The sequence below is a fragment of the Chloroflexota bacterium genome, assembly GCA_009840355.1.
Classification (GTDB): domain Bacteria; phylum Chloroflexota; class Dehalococcoidia; order Lucifugimonadales; family JADFKI01; genus Bin90.
The window spans coordinates 110,320-126,816 of record VXNZ01000023.1 but is presented as its reverse complement, the minus strand read 5'-3'; the positions used below and the strand labels follow the sequence as shown (position 1 = coordinate 126,816).

At 59.1% G+C, this 16,497-nt stretch carries 19 protein-coding genes; 16 read left to right on the top strand and 3 right to left on the bottom strand.

Translation table 11 applies throughout. The annotated features are described in order from the left end of the window. Positions 1-62: 62 nt before the first annotated feature. Positions 63-803 (bottom strand): hypothetical protein, encoded by a 741-nt coding sequence (locus F4X57_06245; GenBank protein MYC06755.1) that lies wholly within the window; start codon positions 801-803, stop codon positions 63-65. 237 nt (positions 804-1,040) lie between these two features. On the opposite strand from F4X57_06245, the gene F4X57_06240 reads away from it, so the two are divergent. From F4X57_06240 to F4X57_06175, 14 genes are all read left to right on the top strand, one after another. Next, positions 1,041-1,808, top strand: coding sequence for an enoyl-CoA hydratase/isomerase family protein (locus F4X57_06240; protein ID MYC06754.1), 768 nt, complete (start codon positions 1,041-1,043; stop codon positions 1,806-1,808). A 263-nt stretch (positions 1,809-2,071) separates the two neighbouring features. Then, positions 2,072-2,839 carry a PIG-L family deacetylase gene (locus tag F4X57_06235; protein MYC06753.1) on the top strand — a complete coding sequence of 256 codons (768 nt, stop codon included), beginning with the start codon at positions 2,072-2,074 and terminating at the stop codon, positions 2,837-2,839. A 46-nt stretch (positions 2,840-2,885) separates the two neighbouring features. Beyond that, positions 2,886-3,545 carry a Uma2 family endonuclease gene (locus F4X57_06230; protein ID MYC06752.1) on the top strand — a complete coding sequence of 220 codons (660 nt, stop codon included), beginning with the start codon at positions 2,886-2,888 and terminating at the stop codon, positions 3,543-3,545. Between the two features lie 80 nt (positions 3,546-3,625). Beyond that, positions 3,626-3,994: a hypothetical protein gene (locus F4X57_06225; GenBank protein MYC06751.1), complete on the top strand. Its 369-nt coding sequence runs from the start codon at positions 3,626-3,628 to the stop codon at positions 3,992-3,994. Between the two features lie 72 nt (positions 3,995-4,066). Next, positions 4,067-4,465: a hypothetical protein gene (locus F4X57_06220; protein ID MYC06750.1), complete on the top strand. Its 399-nt coding sequence runs from the start codon at positions 4,067-4,069 to the stop codon at positions 4,463-4,465. 59 nt (positions 4,466-4,524) lie between these two features. Next, the gene (locus tag F4X57_06215) at positions 4,525-5,715 is read left to right on the top strand and encodes a CoA transferase (GenBank protein MYC06749.1); all 1,191 of its coding nucleotides are present in this window, start codon (positions 4,525-4,527) and stop codon (positions 5,713-5,715) included. 129 nt (positions 5,716-5,844) lie between these two features. Then, complete coding sequence (locus F4X57_06210) at positions 5,845-7,008, top strand: cytochrome P450 (GenBank protein ID MYC06748.1); 1,164 nt, start codon at positions 5,845-5,847, stop codon at positions 7,006-7,008. 340 nt (positions 7,009-7,348) lie between these two features. Next, the gene (gene larB / locus F4X57_06205) at positions 7,349-8,116 is read left to right on the top strand and encodes a nickel pincer cofactor biosynthesis protein LarB (protein MYC06747.1); all 768 of its coding nucleotides are present in this window, start codon (positions 7,349-7,351) and stop codon (positions 8,114-8,116) included. Between the two features lie 86 nt (positions 8,117-8,202). Then, entirely contained in the window at positions 8,203-9,930 is a 1,728-nt protein-coding gene (locus tag F4X57_06200) for a hypothetical protein (protein ID MYC06746.1), read from the top strand. Further along, entirely contained in the window at positions 9,920-10,429 is a 510-nt protein-coding gene (locus F4X57_06195) for a VOC family protein (protein MYC06745.1), read from the top strand. The genes F4X57_06200 and F4X57_06195 overlap by 11 nt, the downstream gene beginning before the upstream one ends. Positions 10,430-10,512: 83 nt before the next feature. After that, the gene (locus tag F4X57_06190) at positions 10,513-11,028 is read left to right on the top strand and encodes a DUF3090 family protein (GenBank protein ID MYC06744.1); all 516 of its coding nucleotides are present in this window, start codon (positions 10,513-10,515) and stop codon (positions 11,026-11,028) included. A 20-nt stretch (positions 11,029-11,048) separates the two neighbouring features. After that, complete coding sequence (locus tag F4X57_06185; protein ID MYC06743.1) at positions 11,049-11,837, top strand: SCO1664 family protein; 789 nt, start codon at positions 11,049-11,051, stop codon at positions 11,835-11,837. A 176-nt stretch (positions 11,838-12,013) separates the two neighbouring features. Continuing rightward, a complete protein-coding gene (locus F4X57_06180) occupies positions 12,014-12,418 on the top strand; it encodes an SOS response-associated peptidase (protein MYC06742.1) in 405 nt (134 codons plus the stop codon). Next, positions 12,267-12,779 carry an SOS response-associated peptidase gene (locus F4X57_06175; GenBank protein ID MYC06741.1) on the top strand — a complete coding sequence of 171 codons (513 nt, stop codon included), beginning with the start codon at positions 12,267-12,269 and terminating at the stop codon, positions 12,777-12,779. The genes F4X57_06180 and F4X57_06175 overlap by 152 nt, the downstream gene beginning before the upstream one ends. A gap of 10 nt (positions 12,780-12,789) precedes the next feature. On the opposite strand, the gene F4X57_06170 is transcribed toward F4X57_06175, so the two are convergent. Continuing rightward, the gene (locus tag F4X57_06170; protein MYC06740.1) at positions 12,790-13,530 is read right to left on the bottom strand and encodes a cupin domain-containing protein; all 741 of its coding nucleotides are present in this window, start codon (positions 13,528-13,530) and stop codon (positions 12,790-12,792) included. Beyond that, positions 13,260-14,102, bottom strand: a complete 843-nt coding sequence (locus F4X57_06165) for an MBL fold metallo-hydrolase (GenBank protein ID MYC06739.1) — start codon at positions 14,100-14,102, stop codon at positions 13,260-13,262. The genes F4X57_06170 and F4X57_06165 overlap by 271 nt, the downstream gene beginning before the upstream one ends. A 250-nt stretch (positions 14,103-14,352) precedes the next feature. Here F4X57_06165 and F4X57_06160 point away from each other — a divergent pair, with 250 nt between their 5' ends. Beyond that, complete coding sequence (locus F4X57_06160) at positions 14,353-14,883, top strand: hypothetical protein (protein MYC06738.1); 531 nt, start codon at positions 14,353-14,355, stop codon at positions 14,881-14,883. A gap of 221 nt (positions 14,884-15,104) precedes the next feature. Then, on the top strand, positions 15,105-16,280 hold the full coding sequence (locus F4X57_06155; protein MYC06737.1) for an iron-regulated protein: 1,176 nt from the start codon (positions 15,105-15,107) through the stop codon (positions 16,278-16,280). Positions 16,281-16,497 lie beyond the last annotated feature (217 nt).

Sequence of the window (16,497 nt, the reverse complement as noted above, 5' to 3'; positions counted from 1 at the left end):
GAAAATTAGGATTATTAGCAGTATGGTGGGGGCAACGCGTCGCCGGACGCCAGCAATCGGTCTTACCCCAGCCGCAGCCTTGCCAAGAATTCGATGGGACCGGTGGCGGCGAATAGCAGGACGGCGCCGCCTACGGCTGCCGCGAGCGCCCAGGGCCCTATGACGGACAGCCATGGCGCGGCGGATGTTGCCCACCCGCGGGTTGCGGGCAACCTGTCGCCTAGCGATTCTATCCAAGGGTCGGAGTAGGCGTTAGGGTAGTTCATCCTGTTGAACATGTCGATTATCCACGCGCCGATGCCGAAGACGGGCGACATTAGCACGCCGATATACAAGGCGAATACGCCAAAGGTGAACGAACTCAGCGGCGCGCGGAAGAAGGCGTCTATCAGGTCGTCCAACAACCTGCCTAACGATTGGAAGTCTAGGACGTTTGTGTAGAAGGCGAAGACGAACGGCTGAGACGCGCCTGTGAGAAACACCGCGCATACGCCGAATGCAAAGCCTATCAGCAGCCATATTGGGAGTATGCGTGACTCTTCCGGACGTGCACCAATCCAGCGCAGTACGGGCAGCAGGAAGATGAGCGAAAACAGACAGCCGCCAGTTACGGTGCCAACCGCGAGCAATCCGATGAGACGGCGCGGGTCTTGGTCTATGCCGGGCGAGTATATGGTGGCGACTATCGTGGCGGCTGCGACGAGCAGCATTCCGTAGAGAACGAGGCTTCGCACGAGACGCACCTGAAGTCGCTGCACAGCCTCTCTGCGCTGCTCGATTGTCATTGATGCGGAGGTGGACATGTAAGCTTGCTGCCAGCCTTTCTCCGAGGGATAAGCACCTTTCAGTGTAGCGAAGCCTGACCGCAGTATCAAGGTTAAGTCGCGGGGCTGCGAGGGATAAATATCAATGGACAGAATCGGCAGTATGCGGCTCAACTTGCGGATGGGTAGGTGGCAGTCTAACATGTGGGTTGACTATGAACATGCGGATGGTTGGACGGATATTTGGACTGATGAATTGCAAAGGAAGGTACGAACATGGCGGTCGTGGAGTTTGAATTGCGGGAGCGAGTGGCTTACATCACGCTCAATAGGCCCGACAAGCTGAACGCTATCGATGTGGAGATGCGAGATATGCTCTGGCAGATGCTCCACGAGGTGAACGACAACCCTGACATTTGGATGGCGGTTCTGACAGGCAATGGCCGCGCCTTCTCGGTCGGACACGACCTCGTGTCAATGTCCGGGCGCAGCGATGCGCTGTACGACACCGAAATCTCCACCGAAGACCTATATGTCTATCAGTCCGAGATATTCAAGCCCATAATATCAGCCATCAACGGGTTCTGCTTGGCGCAGGGTGGCGGCATCGCGTTAGCGTCCGACATTCGCATCGCTTCCGATCAGGCGCAGTTCGGCTGGCCGCAGGCGAAACGCGGCATCGGCTCGGTCAGCGGCCCCTGCATGCTGTCGCAGCGCGTGCCGCTCAACTTCGCTCTGGAGTTTCTGTTCACCGGCGACCTGATAAGCGCAGACCGCGCATACGAACTTGGCATGGTGAACATGGTCGTGCCGCACGACGAACTGATGGAACGCACGGACGCACTGGTGCAGAAGCTGCTGCAGAACGCGCCGTTGCCGATGCGCGCCATCAAGGAAGTGGCGGTCAGAGGCTTGAGCATGCGGCTGGAAGACCGCGTGCGGCTCGCGGGCATCGTCAACCGCCGACTGCAGCGCACTGACGACGCCATTGAAGGCATCAAAGCGTTCCAAGAAAAGCGCACGCCGGTGTTCAAGGGCAGCTAGTTTTTCAGTCGGTCAGTGTGTCAGTCCATCAGTCAGTCAGCATTTCGGGCGAATAACAAACCATACATCTTAGGGACGGACTAGAAATGCCTGAATCTTGGACAGAAGCGTGAGATGCTTACAACGCATGGATGGAGCGCCAGAGATGTTGAGATGGCAGTGTTCACGGCGCAAAGAAACGGTTTGACACTCAATCCGCTTTGCCAATAAACGACAGAAAAGACGCTGTCCACATCGCAATGTTATGAGGATATAGGAGACAAATGACACAAGCGAGTTCTAATCCCAACGCAAGCCAGGCTTCGCAGGCGTATCCCAACCCTGACGAATCGCATGACCTGTCGCGCAGCACGACGACTGTGCTGGTGGTTACGCCGCATCCGGACGACGCCGAAACGGGAGCCGGCGGGACGATAGTCAAGTGGGCGAAGCAAGGTCGCAAGATTGTGCTCGTCGTCTGCACGAACGGCGACAAGGGCAGCTCCGACCCGGAGATGACATCGCCAAAACTCGCCGCCATACGCGAGGTGGAACAGCGCGAGGCGGCGAAAGTGTTGGGCGTGTCCGAGGTCGTGTTCCTGCGGCATCCGGACCAGTGGTTGAGCGATACCTACGAGCTGCGAGAGCAGATTTCACGCCAGATAAAAATACACACGCCGCACACCGTGCTGACTATGGATCCGAACCGCCCGTACATCCGCCACGAAGACCACTATGTATGCGGCAGAGTAACGCTCAACTGCGTGTTTCCGTACGCGCGCGACAGGATGGCGTTCCCGGAGCATAACGAAGAAGGCTTGCAGCCGCACAAGGTGCGCGAAGTGTATATGTGGGGTTCGCTAGACCCGGACACATACCTTGACGTTACGGACACATTCGAAGACAAGCTAGACGCGCTCAGCCGCCATCGTAGCCAAGTCGGACAAGGCTGGGAACTGCGCGAAGTGCGCTCACGCACACGCTACGCCGAAGTCGGCAAGCGCATAGGCGTAACCTACGCCGAAGCCTTCAAGCGCATCGAAGTTTTCTAAAATTTCTTCCACAAATGTTCCTGCCCAAGTAGTCCCTTCCATCTTCATGGGGATTCATGGGGGGAAGGCCGGAATGGGGCGAGAAAAAACACCATACATCAGTATAAGCAGCAGTGCAGTAAGAGGGCGGGCTATGGTTCCAAACCAGCAAGTGCGGCTCACAGTTCGGGATTACCTAGACATTCCCGAAGACGACGAAAACCGCTACCAACTAATCGATGGGGAGTTGTACATGGCGCCGGCGCCTTCGTATGAACATCAGGAATCCTCATTGAATTTGGCTGCCATTCTGCGCGACTTTGTTCGTGAGAACGGGCTGGGCAGAGTAGTCGCCTCGCCAATTGATGTATATTTGTCCGACGGCGATGTGGTGCAGCCGGACATAGTGTTCATATCCAACGAGCGGCTGCACATAATCCACTCCGACGGGCTGCATGGCGCGCCGGGCTTGGTCATTGAGCTGCTGTCGCCCGGCACCGAGCGCATCGACCGCACGCTGAAGCGCGAACGCTACGAAAAGTTCGGAGTAGGTGAATACTGGCTCGCCGACCCGATAGCGAAGACAATCGTGGTGTTCCGCGCGCGCACCGTCGCATTCGAGCGCATCGGCGTCTTCACCGAAGGCATGGCGCTAGAAACGCCATTACTGCCCGGCTTGCGCGTGGAAATAAGTGCCGTCTTCGACTACTATGTGCCGAGCCGGTAGTGCAAGCGAATATGACAGGATAGAAGATTGCCGCTTTACAGATTGAAAATCGGCAATTTGAAAATGGAAGGAACGAAAAAATGACAATGGAAGAGTTCGAGGCGGGGCAGAAGTTTGAGCAGGAGATTGAGGTTACACTTGAGCATACGACCAACCGCATGGGCAAGCCGGGCGCGGATGTACTATCCACACCGGCACTGCTCGGGCTGATGGAAGGCGCGTGCATTAAGCAGTCCGAGCCGTACATGCCCGCCGAACACACGACAGTCGGATACGCGGTGGACGGGCTGCGCCATCTCGCGCCTACGCCCGTCGGCAACACGGTGGTCATCAGCGTCGAGCTGACCGAAGTGGACCGCAACCGCCTAACATATCAGATAGAAGCGCACGAAGGCGACAAGCGCGTCGCGATGGCGTCCCACAAGCGCGCCGTAATACCCGTCCAGTAGCTGCCCAAATACGGCTAAGTACGGCATAATGCGGCTTAACAGGATAGACAGGACGAGCAGGAATAGGCGACGATGAATTTTGAGCAGCCGGAGTTGTACTGGAAGTGGGGAATGATGGCGGGGCTGGCGCTCCTGTTGTTCTTGGCGAATCTGCTGCTCATCATCGTCGTCATAAATGCGCCCGGCGTCCTTCGCACGATAAACAGCGCTGGTGAGACCGCCGAATCGCTCAAGCGCACATCCGACTCGCTCGACATCCTAGCCGCCGAACTCGACGACAGCGCAGAGCGCATCACAAACACCATAGAGCGCGTGGGCGATGATGTCAGCCGCGCAAAGGAAACGCTAGAACGCGCCGGCGAAGACATGACACGCGCCGCCAACACGCTCGAAACGGCGCAGACCGATGTCGAACGCGCCGCGAACGACTTCGGCCGCATCGCGGACGCGCTTGAAAGAGCGTTCGACTGATGATGCTGAACTAACACAGATGGACAGGATGGGTAGGATAAGGCAGCACGGAGATCAAGATGCTTGACGGGCTGAAGGTGCTGGACTTAACGCACTATGTCGCAGGTCCGTATGCCACGCGGCTGATGGCGGCGCAAGGCGCGGATGTCGTCAAGGTGGAGCGGCCGGGCGTGGGCGATCCTTCGCGCCGCATTGGCCCGTTCCCGGACGATGTGCCGCACCGCGAGAAGAGCGCACTGTATCTGTACCTGAACACCGGCAAAAAGTCCATCACTCTCGACCTGAAACACGGCGCGTCCAAGCCGATATTGCGCCACCTGCTGCAATGGGCGGATGTGCTGGTGGAAAACTTTCGACCGGGCGTGATGCAGCGGCTGGGCTTGGACTACGACAGCGTTTCAGACATAAACCCGCGAATTGTAATGACATCCGTATCGAACTTTGGACAGACCGGTCCATACCGCAACTACGGCGCGCGCGAAATCAACCTGTACGCTATGGGCGGGTTGATGTATATCACTGGCGACGCAGAGCGCGAACCGCTGGGCATGGCGGCGCGTCTGGCGCAGTACGGCGCGGGACAGAACGCATTCGCGGGAACGCTCGGCGCGCTGCTGCACCGCGACATATCCGGCATCGGGCAGCATGTAGATGTGGCAATCTCTGAGTATCTGGCGACGATCCTGGAGAACGCGCTCAGCCAGTATAGCTACACCGGCAGCAACTTCCGGCGCACGGGCAACCGCGGTTACGGACGCGCCGCGTGGGGACCGTATCCGTGCCGAGACGGCTATGTCGGCGTCATCGCAGGTCCCGACCACAACTGGCCCGAAATGTCAGAGCTTATGGACATCGCTGAACTTGCCGCCGACCGCTTTGGCGACAGAGCGGGCAGAGGCGAAAACGCCGACGAACTTGATGCGCTGATGCTGCCTTGGCTGATGAGCCACGACCGCCACGACATATTCGAGCGCGCGCAACGCCGCGGCTTGGCGTTCGCCTATGTTGCAACGCCGCAAGACATCCTAAGCTGGGAACACCTGCGCGAACGCAGCTTCTTCGCGCAAGTCGAACACGCCAACGCAGTCACAGTCGAACACCCCACGCTGCCCTGGCTAGTGGACGGAGAACGCAGCGCAAATACCACTGCCGCGCCAATACTAGGGCAGCATAATAGCGTTGTGTACATGGATATGCTGGGCTATAGCAAGCCCGAATTAGTGTGCTTGCGGGGCATGGGCGCGGTTTAGCGGCGCGCGTGCTATACTTGCCGGCGATTCCGTTGTTTGTAGTTGGAGGCTTGTATGGCTATTCTTCCCCGACCCGTTCGGCGCGCGCTGCAGCCCGTGCTGTCTCCGGCGCTGCTTGCTTGGGAGCGCATGGAATCCGGAGTCAGCTACGATCCAACTTCGGCAAGCATTCGCAACAACCCATACGATACCTACGACCGCCTGCGCGAAAAAGACCCGATTCACCGCATGCGGTTGATTAACGGTTTCGTGTTGACCCGATACGACGATGTGGACACGGTTCTGCGCGACCACCGGCGCTTTCGCAAGAACGACGGCGTCGTGGACGAATACCGCAGCATGCTGCACCACGACCCGCCCGAACACACGCGGCTGCGCTCGCTCGTGTCCAAGGCGTTCACGCCGCGCTCGGTGCGAGAGCTGCATCCAAGGGTGCAGCGCATCGTGGACGAACTGCTGGCAGACCTAGACGGCAAGGACAGGTTTGATCTGATAGACGCCTTCGCCTATCCGCTGCCCGTAACCGTGATAGCCGAGATGCTGGGCGTTCCCGCGCAGGACATGGACAGGTTCAATGACTGGTCGAACGACATATCGCTCACCATCGAACCCACGCTGAACGATGACCAAATTCGCCGTGTTCAGCACGCCACCGACGAGTTTTACGCATACTTTGAATCTATCATCGAACAGCGCCGCAGCGACCCACAGGACGACATGGTTACCGCGCTGCTGAACGCCGAGGACGAGGGCGACAAGCTCACGCACGAAGAGATGCTCGGCACGCTGGTGCTGCTGCTCGTCGCGGGCAACGAGACCACTCGCAACCTCATCGGCAACGGCATGCACGCGCTGCTGAAGAACCCGGTGCAGCTGCAAAGACTGCGCGACAACCCTGACATGCTGGATTCCGCAATCAACGAATTGCTGCGATACGACAGCCCTGTGCAGCTGGACGGCAGGCTTGTGCACGACGATGTGGAAATCGCCGGACAGCCCATCCGCGCCGGTCAGCGGGTACTGTGCGCGATAGGCGCCGCAAACCGCGACCCTGCCGCGTTCTCGCAGCCGGACAAACTCGACATCGGGCGCAACGAAAAGAGCCACATCGCATTCGGACGCGGCATCCACCACTGCCTCGGGGCACCGTTAGCCTTGCTAGAGGCGCGCGCCGCTTTCTCCGCCGTCCTCGATCGCTTCTCGGACATTGAACTGGTCGCCGAACCTGTGTACAGAGAGCAAGTAGTCCTGCGCGGCTTGGAAGAACTATGGGTAGATGTCAAGTGGTCGTAGGGCTTACTGATATGGATAAACAGGACATACTGGATGTATCCTGTCATCCATGTTAAGACGATGTCACAAATGCAATTCATACCTGTCATTTTGAGCGAAGCGAGAAATCTAAAGTCGGAAACAGGTTTGCATGCAACAATTTCAGATTCCTCACTGCGTTTGGAATGACGACATTAGGGCTCTGTGGAATCGTCTCAGCCATGTTTCTTTACTGACAGTCAAGCGGCGCATTATAATGCGTTAGAATACTGTCGCAGATATGCTCACACTGACATCTGCGAGACAACGGTTCGTCGCTTGCTAGGCGCAGCACAAGGCGAACCATAGCCGGAGGACAACCATAGACGAGACACGCCTACGGGCTTTGCTGCAAGATTTCAAGGCGAACGGCATCAGCGAAGACGATGTCATATCGCGCCTGATAGACCTGCCTTTTGAGGACCTGGAATTCGCCAAGGTTGACCACCACCGCGCGCTGCGAAAGGGCTTTCCGGAGGTCATATTCGGTCAGGGCAAGACGCCCGAGCACATCGCGTCCATATCCGAGGCGCTGCTGCGGCGCTCCGACCGCCTGCTGGTAACGCGTGCGTCTCCGGAGGCGTTCGACGCCGTAATCGACAAGGTGCCGCAAGCGCGCTACGAAGAGATGGCGCGCTGCATCGTCGTTGACCGGCGGCATCAGTCTGAGCGCAAGCAGACGCCGGGAGTGCTAGTGGTAGGCGCCGGCACCGCCGACCTGCCGGTAGCGCGCGAAGCAGTCGTAACCGCCGAGATGATGGGCTGCGATGTTGAGCAAGTCTTCGATGTGGGAGTCGCCGGTCTGCACCGTCTGCTCGCGCAGATGCAGTCGCTGCAACGCGCGCGCGTGGTCGTCGCCGTGGCGGGCATGGAAGGCGCGCTGCCGTCCGTAGTGGGCGGTCTCGTGCAAGTGCCGGTCATCGCAGTGCCGACGAGCGTAGGCTACGGCGCGAGCTTCGACGGACTAGCCGCGCTGCTCGCGATGCTAAACAGCTGCGCCACCGGCATTGGCGTCGTCAACATCGACAACGGCTTCGGCGCCGGCTACCTAGCCGCCCTGATAAACCACCTTCCGCCGGTTGGGGATTGAGATTAGAGATTGAGATTTGCGCTGCGATTTTGCCCTACATCCCTATTGCTTTAGATTGTCCTAGTCTGAAACGGAGTGTCCGAAAGATGAGTATTGCCGAACGAATTGATGCACTTGCGCGCGAATATCCTGATTTGTGGACTCTTGACGCTTGTGGGGTTACTCGCGCTGATACGCAGATACCGGCGCTGCTGCATCCGGATGCGTATGTGCCGGACACCGACCGAACCCGCGTGCTGCTGCTTAGCGGGCTGACGGGCAGGACGGCGGGCGTGGACAACGGCTTTCGCGTGCTGGAGTCTTACGCCGGCTTGGGCGAGTCATTGCAGCGCGATGTGGCATTGAGCGCGATACCTTGCGCCAACCCGGACGGCTATGAACAAGGCACGCTGCTCGGCAACGGCGCGGGTGGCAATCCTTCGACAGACTACCCACCGCGCGACAACTACTATTACGACCATAACGACCCGGAGGCGCGCTATCTGTGGCGCTGGGTCGCTTTCCATGCGCCGGATGTCGTGCTGGAAGTGCGCGAAGCGTACAGCGTGCGCTGGGAATACGCCGGTCCTATCGAGCGCATCGCAAACTCGCTCGGCGCGTATCCGATGGGCAAGGACGGCACACTCGTCGCCGCTCTGTCGGAAGGCAAGCCGAGCAACCTCGCGCCCATACCGTCACTCACTTTGACCTGTCCGGCAGACGCCGTCGAAGCCGAAGTAGGCAAGCTATGGCGCATATTCGCGCAGGCATCCGCGCTGTCGTCGTCGCTCGCGCGCCGTGAGATGGACAAGCGGCGCAATCGCTCGCCAATCGAGGCGGCGCGCATTCTCGCCGGCGCATACGGGCACAAGCTGAACCCGGTCATCTACACGCAGGGCGTCGCGCTGAGCGGCAGACTGCGCCTATTCGAACTTGACCCGGACGGGGATTACCCCGGGGATGGGCCTGTCGCGGACATCGAGCGCATGGTCAGGGGATACGCCGTCAGCAGCGTAACCGATGTGTTCGGGCACAACAGCGGCGGCGCGAACCTTGCCGGGCTGGTGTATGCGGACGAACTCGCCGCCGCATCGGGCAACGCGAACTACAACGACCTGCTGATTCGCGCAGCAGACGAGCGCTTCCGCCCGGTGAACGCCAGCCGCATACCGCCAGCCGCTGATGACGACTACCGCGTGGAGGACATGTTCTTCAACGGCGCGGTGCTGGGCAGAGCGCAGGCTGTTTGTAATAACCTGGGACGGGGCGATACGAGCTACCTCGACATTCAGACGCGGTTTCTGCTGGACGCCGTTGTGCAGCAAGACGACGGGCTGTTCTGGCACTGCGACAACGCCGCATGGTACTGGGGCAGAGGCAATGGATTCGCGGCGCTCGGCTACTCCGAGACGCTGACATACCTGCCGGAAGACCACGCCGACCGCGACGCGCTAGTTTCGCAGCACAGGCGGCACCTGACTGCGCTGTTGGACTATCAGCAGCCGTCGGGCATGTGGCGGCAGATAATCGACTTCCCCGGCTCGTATCAGGAGATGACGGTAACCTGCATGGTCGGCTACGCGATGGCGCGCGGCATGCGGCTCGGCTGGCTCGACGAATCGTACTCGGATGCGCTCGCGCTGGCGTGGCAGGGCGTATCGGAGCGCATCGACGACGAAGGCGGGCTGGTGGATGTGTGCACCGGCACAGGCGTAATGTCCAGCACGCGCGAGTACCTAGACAGACCCGCGATATTCGGCTGGGACGAACGCGGCGGCGCGATGGCGCTATGGTTCGCCTGCGAAATGGAGCGCTACCTGCGGCATGTGGGGTAGGGGCGTATCCTGCCCATCCTGTGCATCCTATTACATTGCTCGGTGTCCGAAACTTCAGGCGAAAGGAAAGAGAATGCTGCTCAAAATGCACCACACCGGCTTTGTCGTTAGCGACATTGATGTCGCGGCGCGCTTCTACGAAGAGGTGATTGGGCTGAATCCGCTGCCCAGGCGTGAGCGTGATGGCAGCGCGATTTCGCAGATTCTCGGCTACGAAGGCACGCACATCAAGATTGCCGAGTTTACGCACGGCGAGTATATGCTGGAACTCATCGAGTATGTTCATCCGCCGGGCTCGGACGCGCATGTCCACGAGCGCAACGCATTCGGCGCGTCGCACATCGCCTTCGTCGTGGACGACATCGACGCGGCGTATGAGCGGCTCATCGCCAACGGCGCGCGAAAACTCAACCCGCCCATCGAGATTGTTGACGGCAAGAAAGGATGCTATTTGCAAGACCCGGATGGGAATTGGGTGGAATTGCTGGAGATGGGCTAATCTGCGCCGGGGACGCACATCCTGCCAGCAAGTGAGTCAACCCCTTGCGGCATTCTAGCGCAGCGAATAAGATTAGAACTACTATGGCAGAACCTAAACTGGAATTCACCAATCTGAGCCGACTGAACGCGGACTCGGTCGGCGAGCCGGGTCAGCGCACCTTTCGCATTCTCGCGGACAGCGACAGCAGCACCGCCGTGCTGTGGCTCGAAAAGGAACACCTATACGAACTCGCGATGGGCATTCAGCAGCTCATCGCCAACCTACCGGAGAATGCCGGCACGGACGGCTTCATTTCGCCTGAGCGTGAGGCGCCGGGCTTGACGCGCCTGGAGTTTAGAATTGGCAAGCTCGCGCTCGGACACGACGGCAACAACGGCATGTTCCTCATCGACGCCTACGACTTTGAGGATGCAAATGAGGAAGCAGCAACTATCCGCATTTGGATGGACCGCGAGCAGATGACGGATTTCTCCGACGAAGCGCTGCAAGTCTGCGCGTCCGGCAGGCCGATTTGCCCGCTCTGCCACAGGCCGATAGACATAACTGGCCACACATGCCCCCGCGTCAACGGGCACGCCAACATTAGCATCGAATAGACGCGCATCTAGGCTCCGCCTTGCCTTCACGAAGACGCAGACGCCGCAGCCAACCCTCACCCCAGCGCTCGGATGCAGTCCCGATTCAGCTGCCGGAAGCGGACGCCATCCCACTGCTGGAATCTGCCGAGGTCATCGGCGGATACCGCATGCCCTACGGCTCCAACTACACCTTTATGGTGCATCTGGACGCCGGCGATGGCAAGTGCATCCGCGCCATATACAAGCCGCGAGACGGCGAGCGCCCGCTCTACGACTACCCCAGCGGCACGCTCTACCAGCGCGAACACGCCACATTCCTCGTCAGCCGCGAGCTAGGCTGGCCCAAAGTGCCGTACACCCTGGTGCGCGACGGACCATACGGCATCGGCTCGATACAGATGTACATCGACTGCGACCCGGACATAACCTACTTCAGCCTCGTCGAGGAGAACGAAGATGAGCTCGCCAAGTTCGCCGTGTTCGACCTGATAGTAAACAACGGCGACAGGAAGGCGGGACACTGCCTGCAAGACGAGGACGGCGACATCTGGAGCATCGACCACGGGCTGACTTTCCATCCGCTGTTCAAGCTGCGCACGGTGATGGTGGAGTTCTGGGGCAAGCCGGTGCCGGACAACCTCGCGGACGACCTGCAAGAGCTGCACGCCACCTTGCAATCGCCCACTGAGAACCTGCCCTACATCCTAGGCGATCTGATTGACACCGTCGAAATGCGCGCCTTGATCAAACGCCTAGAAATCGTCCTAGAGCAAGGCGCACTGCCCATGCTAGACCCCTACCGCAATGTGCCCTGGCCGTGGGTGTAATCGGACAATTAACGTCGATGGACAGGATGGGTAGGATCGGGCAGCGTGAGAGACGATTTCACAAATGCAATTTTTCTCTGTCATTTCGAGCGAAGCGAGAAATCTAAAGTCGGAAACAGGCTTGCATGCGACGATTTCAGTTCCTCACTGCGTTCGGAATGACATGATAAGCGTATATGGACAAATGTCCACACAACCTAAACAAGGACAACGATATGTGCGGACGATACGGCTTATTCGCGGAATTAGACCCCCTGGCAGAGCAGTTCGACTTCGATTCGTCGATGATGGAAGATGTCTATACCCCGCGCTGGAACATCCCACCGACTGCGCCGGTGCTGACCGTGCAATCTGCCGGCGCGAATACGGAAGGCATTTGCCGCCCGAACACCGCCAGCCTGCTGCGATGGGGCATGACCGGCGCGCGCAATCCGAAGAGCAAGGGCAGCGGGCGTCCATTGTTCAACGCGCGCGCGGAGACGGTGCACGAGTTGCCTTCGTTCCGACGGTCATTCGGGGAGCGGCGCTGGTCTCATACCTGCCAACGGATTCTACGAGTGGCGCAAAGACGCGTCCGGTAATCGGACGCCGGTCTGGTTTCACCGCGAGGACGACGCGCCGTTAGCATTCGCGGGCATTTGGCGGAGCGAGCGCATGGCAGACGGCGACATACATGCGTGCGCCATTATCACCTGTGCGGCGAACGACCTAGCCGCGCCGATCCACCACAGGATGCCCGTCATTCTGCCGCCGGCGGACTACGAAGAATGGATAAGCGCGGACTCGGAGCCGTCCGATCTGTTGGCGCTGTTGCAGCCGTATGAATGGCGAGAGATGGCGTATCACACCGTATCGAGCGAAGTCAACCGCGCCGCCAACAACTACCCCGCACTGACAGCCCGCGCCGTGCAAGAAGCGCAGATTGGCTTTGCGGGCATCTAACTTCGCCTAGTTAATGCGACGCCGGCGGTTCGCCTTCGAGGTACTTTGTTCGCAGGAACGGGTCTTTGGCGGGGAACATGCCGATAATCTTGGCGGGCGCGTCGCCGATTGCGGTGAAGCCGTGCGGCACGTTGGGCGGCACGACGACGGTGTGATCAGCGCCGACTTCGTGCGTCTCATCGCCGTAGCGGACGCTCAGAGCGCCGCTCAGAATGACGATAAGCTCGTCGTCCTCGTGCGTGTGCAGCGGCGCGCCCATGCCGATGCCGACCTCGCTGATGGCGGCTTCCGTCGAAGTCGTGCCGTCGCCCTCTTCCGTAATAAGCCACTTGCGATAGTTCGGCCGCCAAGGCACTTCCTTTGCGTTGTTATGGTCAATAATCGGCATATTCGCCTCCTTGCCTGCATGGGGCCGGCGTGGTTGCGCGGATTCTACATCAGTAGATGCACCGACGCTGCCCCTTGCCCCCATCATAAGCCCTACCCCAGTTTCGCGTACACCGCGGGCAGGGATTCTTCTAGGCGGTCGAAGCTGCGCCATGCGCCGTAGCGCGGGGTCAGCGCGGCGACTGTGGATGATGCCGCATCTTCGGCGCCTCTTCCATCGCGGTGAGCGGCTTTGAGCATGGCGAATATCTCGTGGATGAAGTCTCGCGCTTCCGCTAGGGCGGCAGGCTCGCCGACGGGACCATGCCCGGATACGAAGCGGTCGATTGGCAGCCCGACTAGGCGGTCGTCCGTGTCGGGCCATTCGTCGGGATAGGAATCGCCCAAATATGGCACGCCGCCGTCCTGCGCGACATCGCCACAGAATACGATGCCGTCGTCCGGCAGGTGGATGTGCGTGTCGCCGGCGGTGTGCGCCTTGCCCAAGTATCGCAGGTGCAGCTCGCGGCCTCCGAAATACAGCCGCATGCTCGTCTCGAATGTCAGGTTGGGCGGCGTAATCTTAACTATGCCCGCCTCTTCGGACCACGCGTCTCCTGAGTTCATCACACTCTCGCGCCACTGCTCATTCCACTCCACATCCACCATCTCGTTGTAGCAGTTTTCGTGCCCGATTATCGTCGCGTCCGGAAACTCTTCGTTGCCCCAGGCGTGGTCCCAGTGCGAGTGCGTATCCACCAGATACTGAATCGGCTTGTCGGTGATGTGGCGCACATCGTGAATCAGGTCGCGGGCGAACGACGGCACGCGCAGCGAGTCTATCACCAGCACGCTGGCGTCGCCGATGATGATGCCGCCATTGGTCAAGCCTTCCTGCAGCCGCGCGAATACGCCCGTCTCCAGTTCGATGATTTCCGTTCCCGGTGTAGTGCTCATTGCTGCGCTCCTTCTCGTGCGGGCAATCGCCGTTGATAGATGCCCCTAGTTTACATCGTGAAGGGAGTGGTTGCCATCCTACGCGGCATTTATATCTTGCCCATGCTGCTCATCCATGTAAGTGCCCGCCATGATTTGCATGTTTTTCCTGCAACGCTTAGTATAAACATAATAAGACTTAATATAGACGAATAATGTACATTTCTATTGTGTAACAAGTGCTATTCAGTAAGCGTCGAGAGGAGCGGATATGCAGCGTGCATCGGTAACACGGATATTCAGGGGGCGGTCGTCGGAGCATGCGGTGATGATGCTGGAGGCGAATAACAGCAAGGAGGAATACAGGGTGCACATACCGGTGGCGAATGCGAACATCATCGCGCTCGAAGGGCATGGACTGAACGACAGGTGCGGGACATACAGCATCTTCGCGGACTGCGTCTCGGCGCTCGGTGGCGCGTTCGGCTCGGTGGTCATAACCTTCAACGGCGGAAACGCAGTCGGAGCATCAATGGCTATCGCGCGGGACAATCACATACTGTCGTGGATAAACGGCAGTATAGTCGATCTGGTCGCATTCGCGCTGCATGTGTGGCTGCCGATATATGTACACGACATCGCTGCGAAAAATGCCAACCACGCGGCCAACCACTCGCGCTCGCAATCCCGCGACACGCCCGTCCCTGGCGTCTTCGAGGACGCTCTGTCGGACATTCTTCGCAGCCAACACGGCATGGCAATGGACAGCGACGACGCCTCGCACAGCGGACACGCCGGATAACAAATCAGACGCAATTAAGCGACGTGTCAAATGCACACATAAGTCAGTGCGTACTCAATAGGTCGCATTAAATTTCATATTCATTGGGGAATATGAGAAATACCATAATCTGAAAGTGATAATAATATATTGACAAGATAAAAGCATATGTACATAATGCATTATTAGTGCGTACTAAAGCACTTAGATATACTAAGCACAACGCAGATGGGGGTATAGGAATGAAACACACAGTCGTCTTGTCTCTAGTTCTGGCTATGAGCCTACTACTTGCGATAGGTTGCCAACAACTGGCGGGTCCGTCCGAGCCGGAAGTCGATGTCGATGCACTGAAAACCGCAATCGTCGCCAACTACGCTAATGGCGTCCATGCGAGCTACTCGCAGAGCTTGAATTCGGCGCGCGCTATGGATGTGGCGATAGACTCGTTCCTAGCCAATCCCACGCCCGCCACGCTCGAAGCGGCGAAGCGCGCTTGGCTGGTCGCAAGGGATGACTACGGCCCAACCGAGGCGTTCCGCTTCTACAGCGGGCCCATCGACAACGAAGAGGATGGACCTGAAGGTCTGCTCAACGCCTGGCCGATGGACGAGTCGTACATCGACTATGTGGAAGGCGATGCGAGCGCGGGCATCATCAACATGCCGGATGAATATCCTACCATCGACGCCGACCTGCTCGTGTCCCTCAATGAAGAGGGCGGCGAGGAGAATGTGTCCACGGGCTGGCACGCCATCGAGTTCCTGCTCTGGGGACAGGACCTTAACGACATAGGACCCGGCGCGCGACCCGTCGAAGACTACACGACCAACGACAACGCAGACCGCCGCGCGCAGTATCTCGCCGTCGCGTCCGACCTGCTGCTGGTTCATTTGGGCGACATGGTTAACGCCTGGGCGCCCGGTGGCGGCAATTACCGCGCCGATTTCGTCGCGTTGTCCAGCGACGAAGCCATCACGAACATCATCACCGGCATCGGCGAACTTAGCCGCGGCGAACTCGCCGGCGAGCGCATGACTGTCGCATACGAAGCGCGCTCGCAGGAAGACGAGCATTCCTGTTTCTCCGATAACACCGTCGCCGACATCGTGGGCAACGCCATTGGCATCCAGATGGTGCTGGAAGGCAACTTCGGCACTGTGATGGGGCCCGGTATCCTCGACTTGATAGCGGTTGAGAATCCCGAACTCGCCGAACAGCTCGCCGGTGAAGTGGAGTTGAGCATCGCGCAGGCGCGGCAGATTCCGTCGCCCTTCGACCAGCACCTCGCCGAGGGCGTTCCCGACAGCGCGGCTGGCCGCATGCAGACGCTGCGCGTAATCGAATCGCTGGAAAAGCAGACCGATACGATAGTCTCAGCCGCAACCGCCGTTGGCATTACGATTAGCGTGAGCTAACGGTCAGGGGATAATTGCCATCCCTGCCATTCCCATAGTCGAGTAGTCTAGTTCCTTCCCCCTTGATGGGGAGCCTGATGGAGGAAGGCTAGGGTCTGCCCCTGCGAAGGGGATGGGGGTGCCCCCCTGCGTTATGCCCACCTTTATGGACGAGTCAGAAGTTGACTTCGAATAACATCTTTCACGGTATCGCAGGGGCGTTTAAGGCTCACCCCCT

Excerpts from the sequence above, each read along its gene's own strand:
- F4X57_06190 (MYC06744.1), top strand. The coding sequence starts at position 10,513 with ATGGCAGAACCTAAACTGGAATTCACCAATCTGAGCCGACTGAACGCG.
- F4X57_06210 (MYC06748.1), top strand. The coding sequence starts at position 5,845 with ATGGAATCCGGAGTCAGCTACGATCCAACTTCGGCAAGCATTCGCAAC.
- F4X57_06225 (MYC06751.1), top strand. The coding sequence starts at position 3,626 with ATGACAATGGAAGAGTTCGAGGCGGGGCAGAAGTTTGAGCAGGAGATT.
- F4X57_06235 (MYC06753.1), top strand. The coding sequence starts at position 2,072 with ATGACACAAGCGAGTTCTAATCCCAACGCAAGCCAGGCTTCGCAGGCG.
- F4X57_06215 (MYC06749.1), top strand. The coding sequence starts at position 4,525 with ATGCTTGACGGGCTGAAGGTGCTGGACTTAACGCACTATGTCGCAGGT.
- F4X57_06230 (MYC06752.1), top strand. The coding sequence starts at position 2,886 with ATGGGGATTCATGGGGGGAAGGCCGGAATGGGGCGAGAAAAAACACCA.
- F4X57_06195 (MYC06745.1), top strand. The coding sequence starts at position 9,920 with ATGTGGGGTAGGGGCGTATCCTGCCCATCCTGTGCATCCTATTACATT.
- F4X57_06155 (MYC06737.1), top strand. The coding sequence starts at position 15,105 with ATGAAACACACAGTCGTCTTGTCTCTAGTTCTGGCTATGAGCCTACTA.
- F4X57_06245 (MYC06755.1), bottom strand. The coding sequence starts at position 803 with ATGTCCACCTCCGCATCAATGACAATCGAGCAGCGCAGAGAGGCTGTG.
- F4X57_06200 (MYC06746.1), top strand. The coding sequence starts at position 8,203 with ATGAGTATTGCCGAACGAATTGATGCACTTGCGCGCGAATATCCTGAT.
- F4X57_06165 (MYC06739.1), bottom strand. The coding sequence starts at position 14,102 with ATGAGCACTACACCGGGAACGGAAATCATCGAACTGGAGACGGGCGTA.
- F4X57_06220 (MYC06750.1), top strand. The coding sequence starts at position 4,067 with ATGAATTTTGAGCAGCCGGAGTTGTACTGGAAGTGGGGAATGATGGCG.
- F4X57_06240 (MYC06754.1), top strand. The coding sequence starts at position 1,041 with ATGGCGGTCGTGGAGTTTGAATTGCGGGAGCGAGTGGCTTACATCACG.
- F4X57_06160 (MYC06738.1), top strand. The coding sequence starts at position 14,353 with ATGCAGCGTGCATCGGTAACACGGATATTCAGGGGGCGGTCGTCGGAG.
- F4X57_06180 (MYC06742.1), top strand. The coding sequence starts at position 12,014 with ATGGACAAATGTCCACACAACCTAAACAAGGACAACGATATGTGCGGA.
- F4X57_06170 (MYC06740.1), bottom strand. The coding sequence starts at position 13,530 with ATGGCCCGACACGGACGACCGCCTAGTCGGGCTGCCAATCGACCGCTT.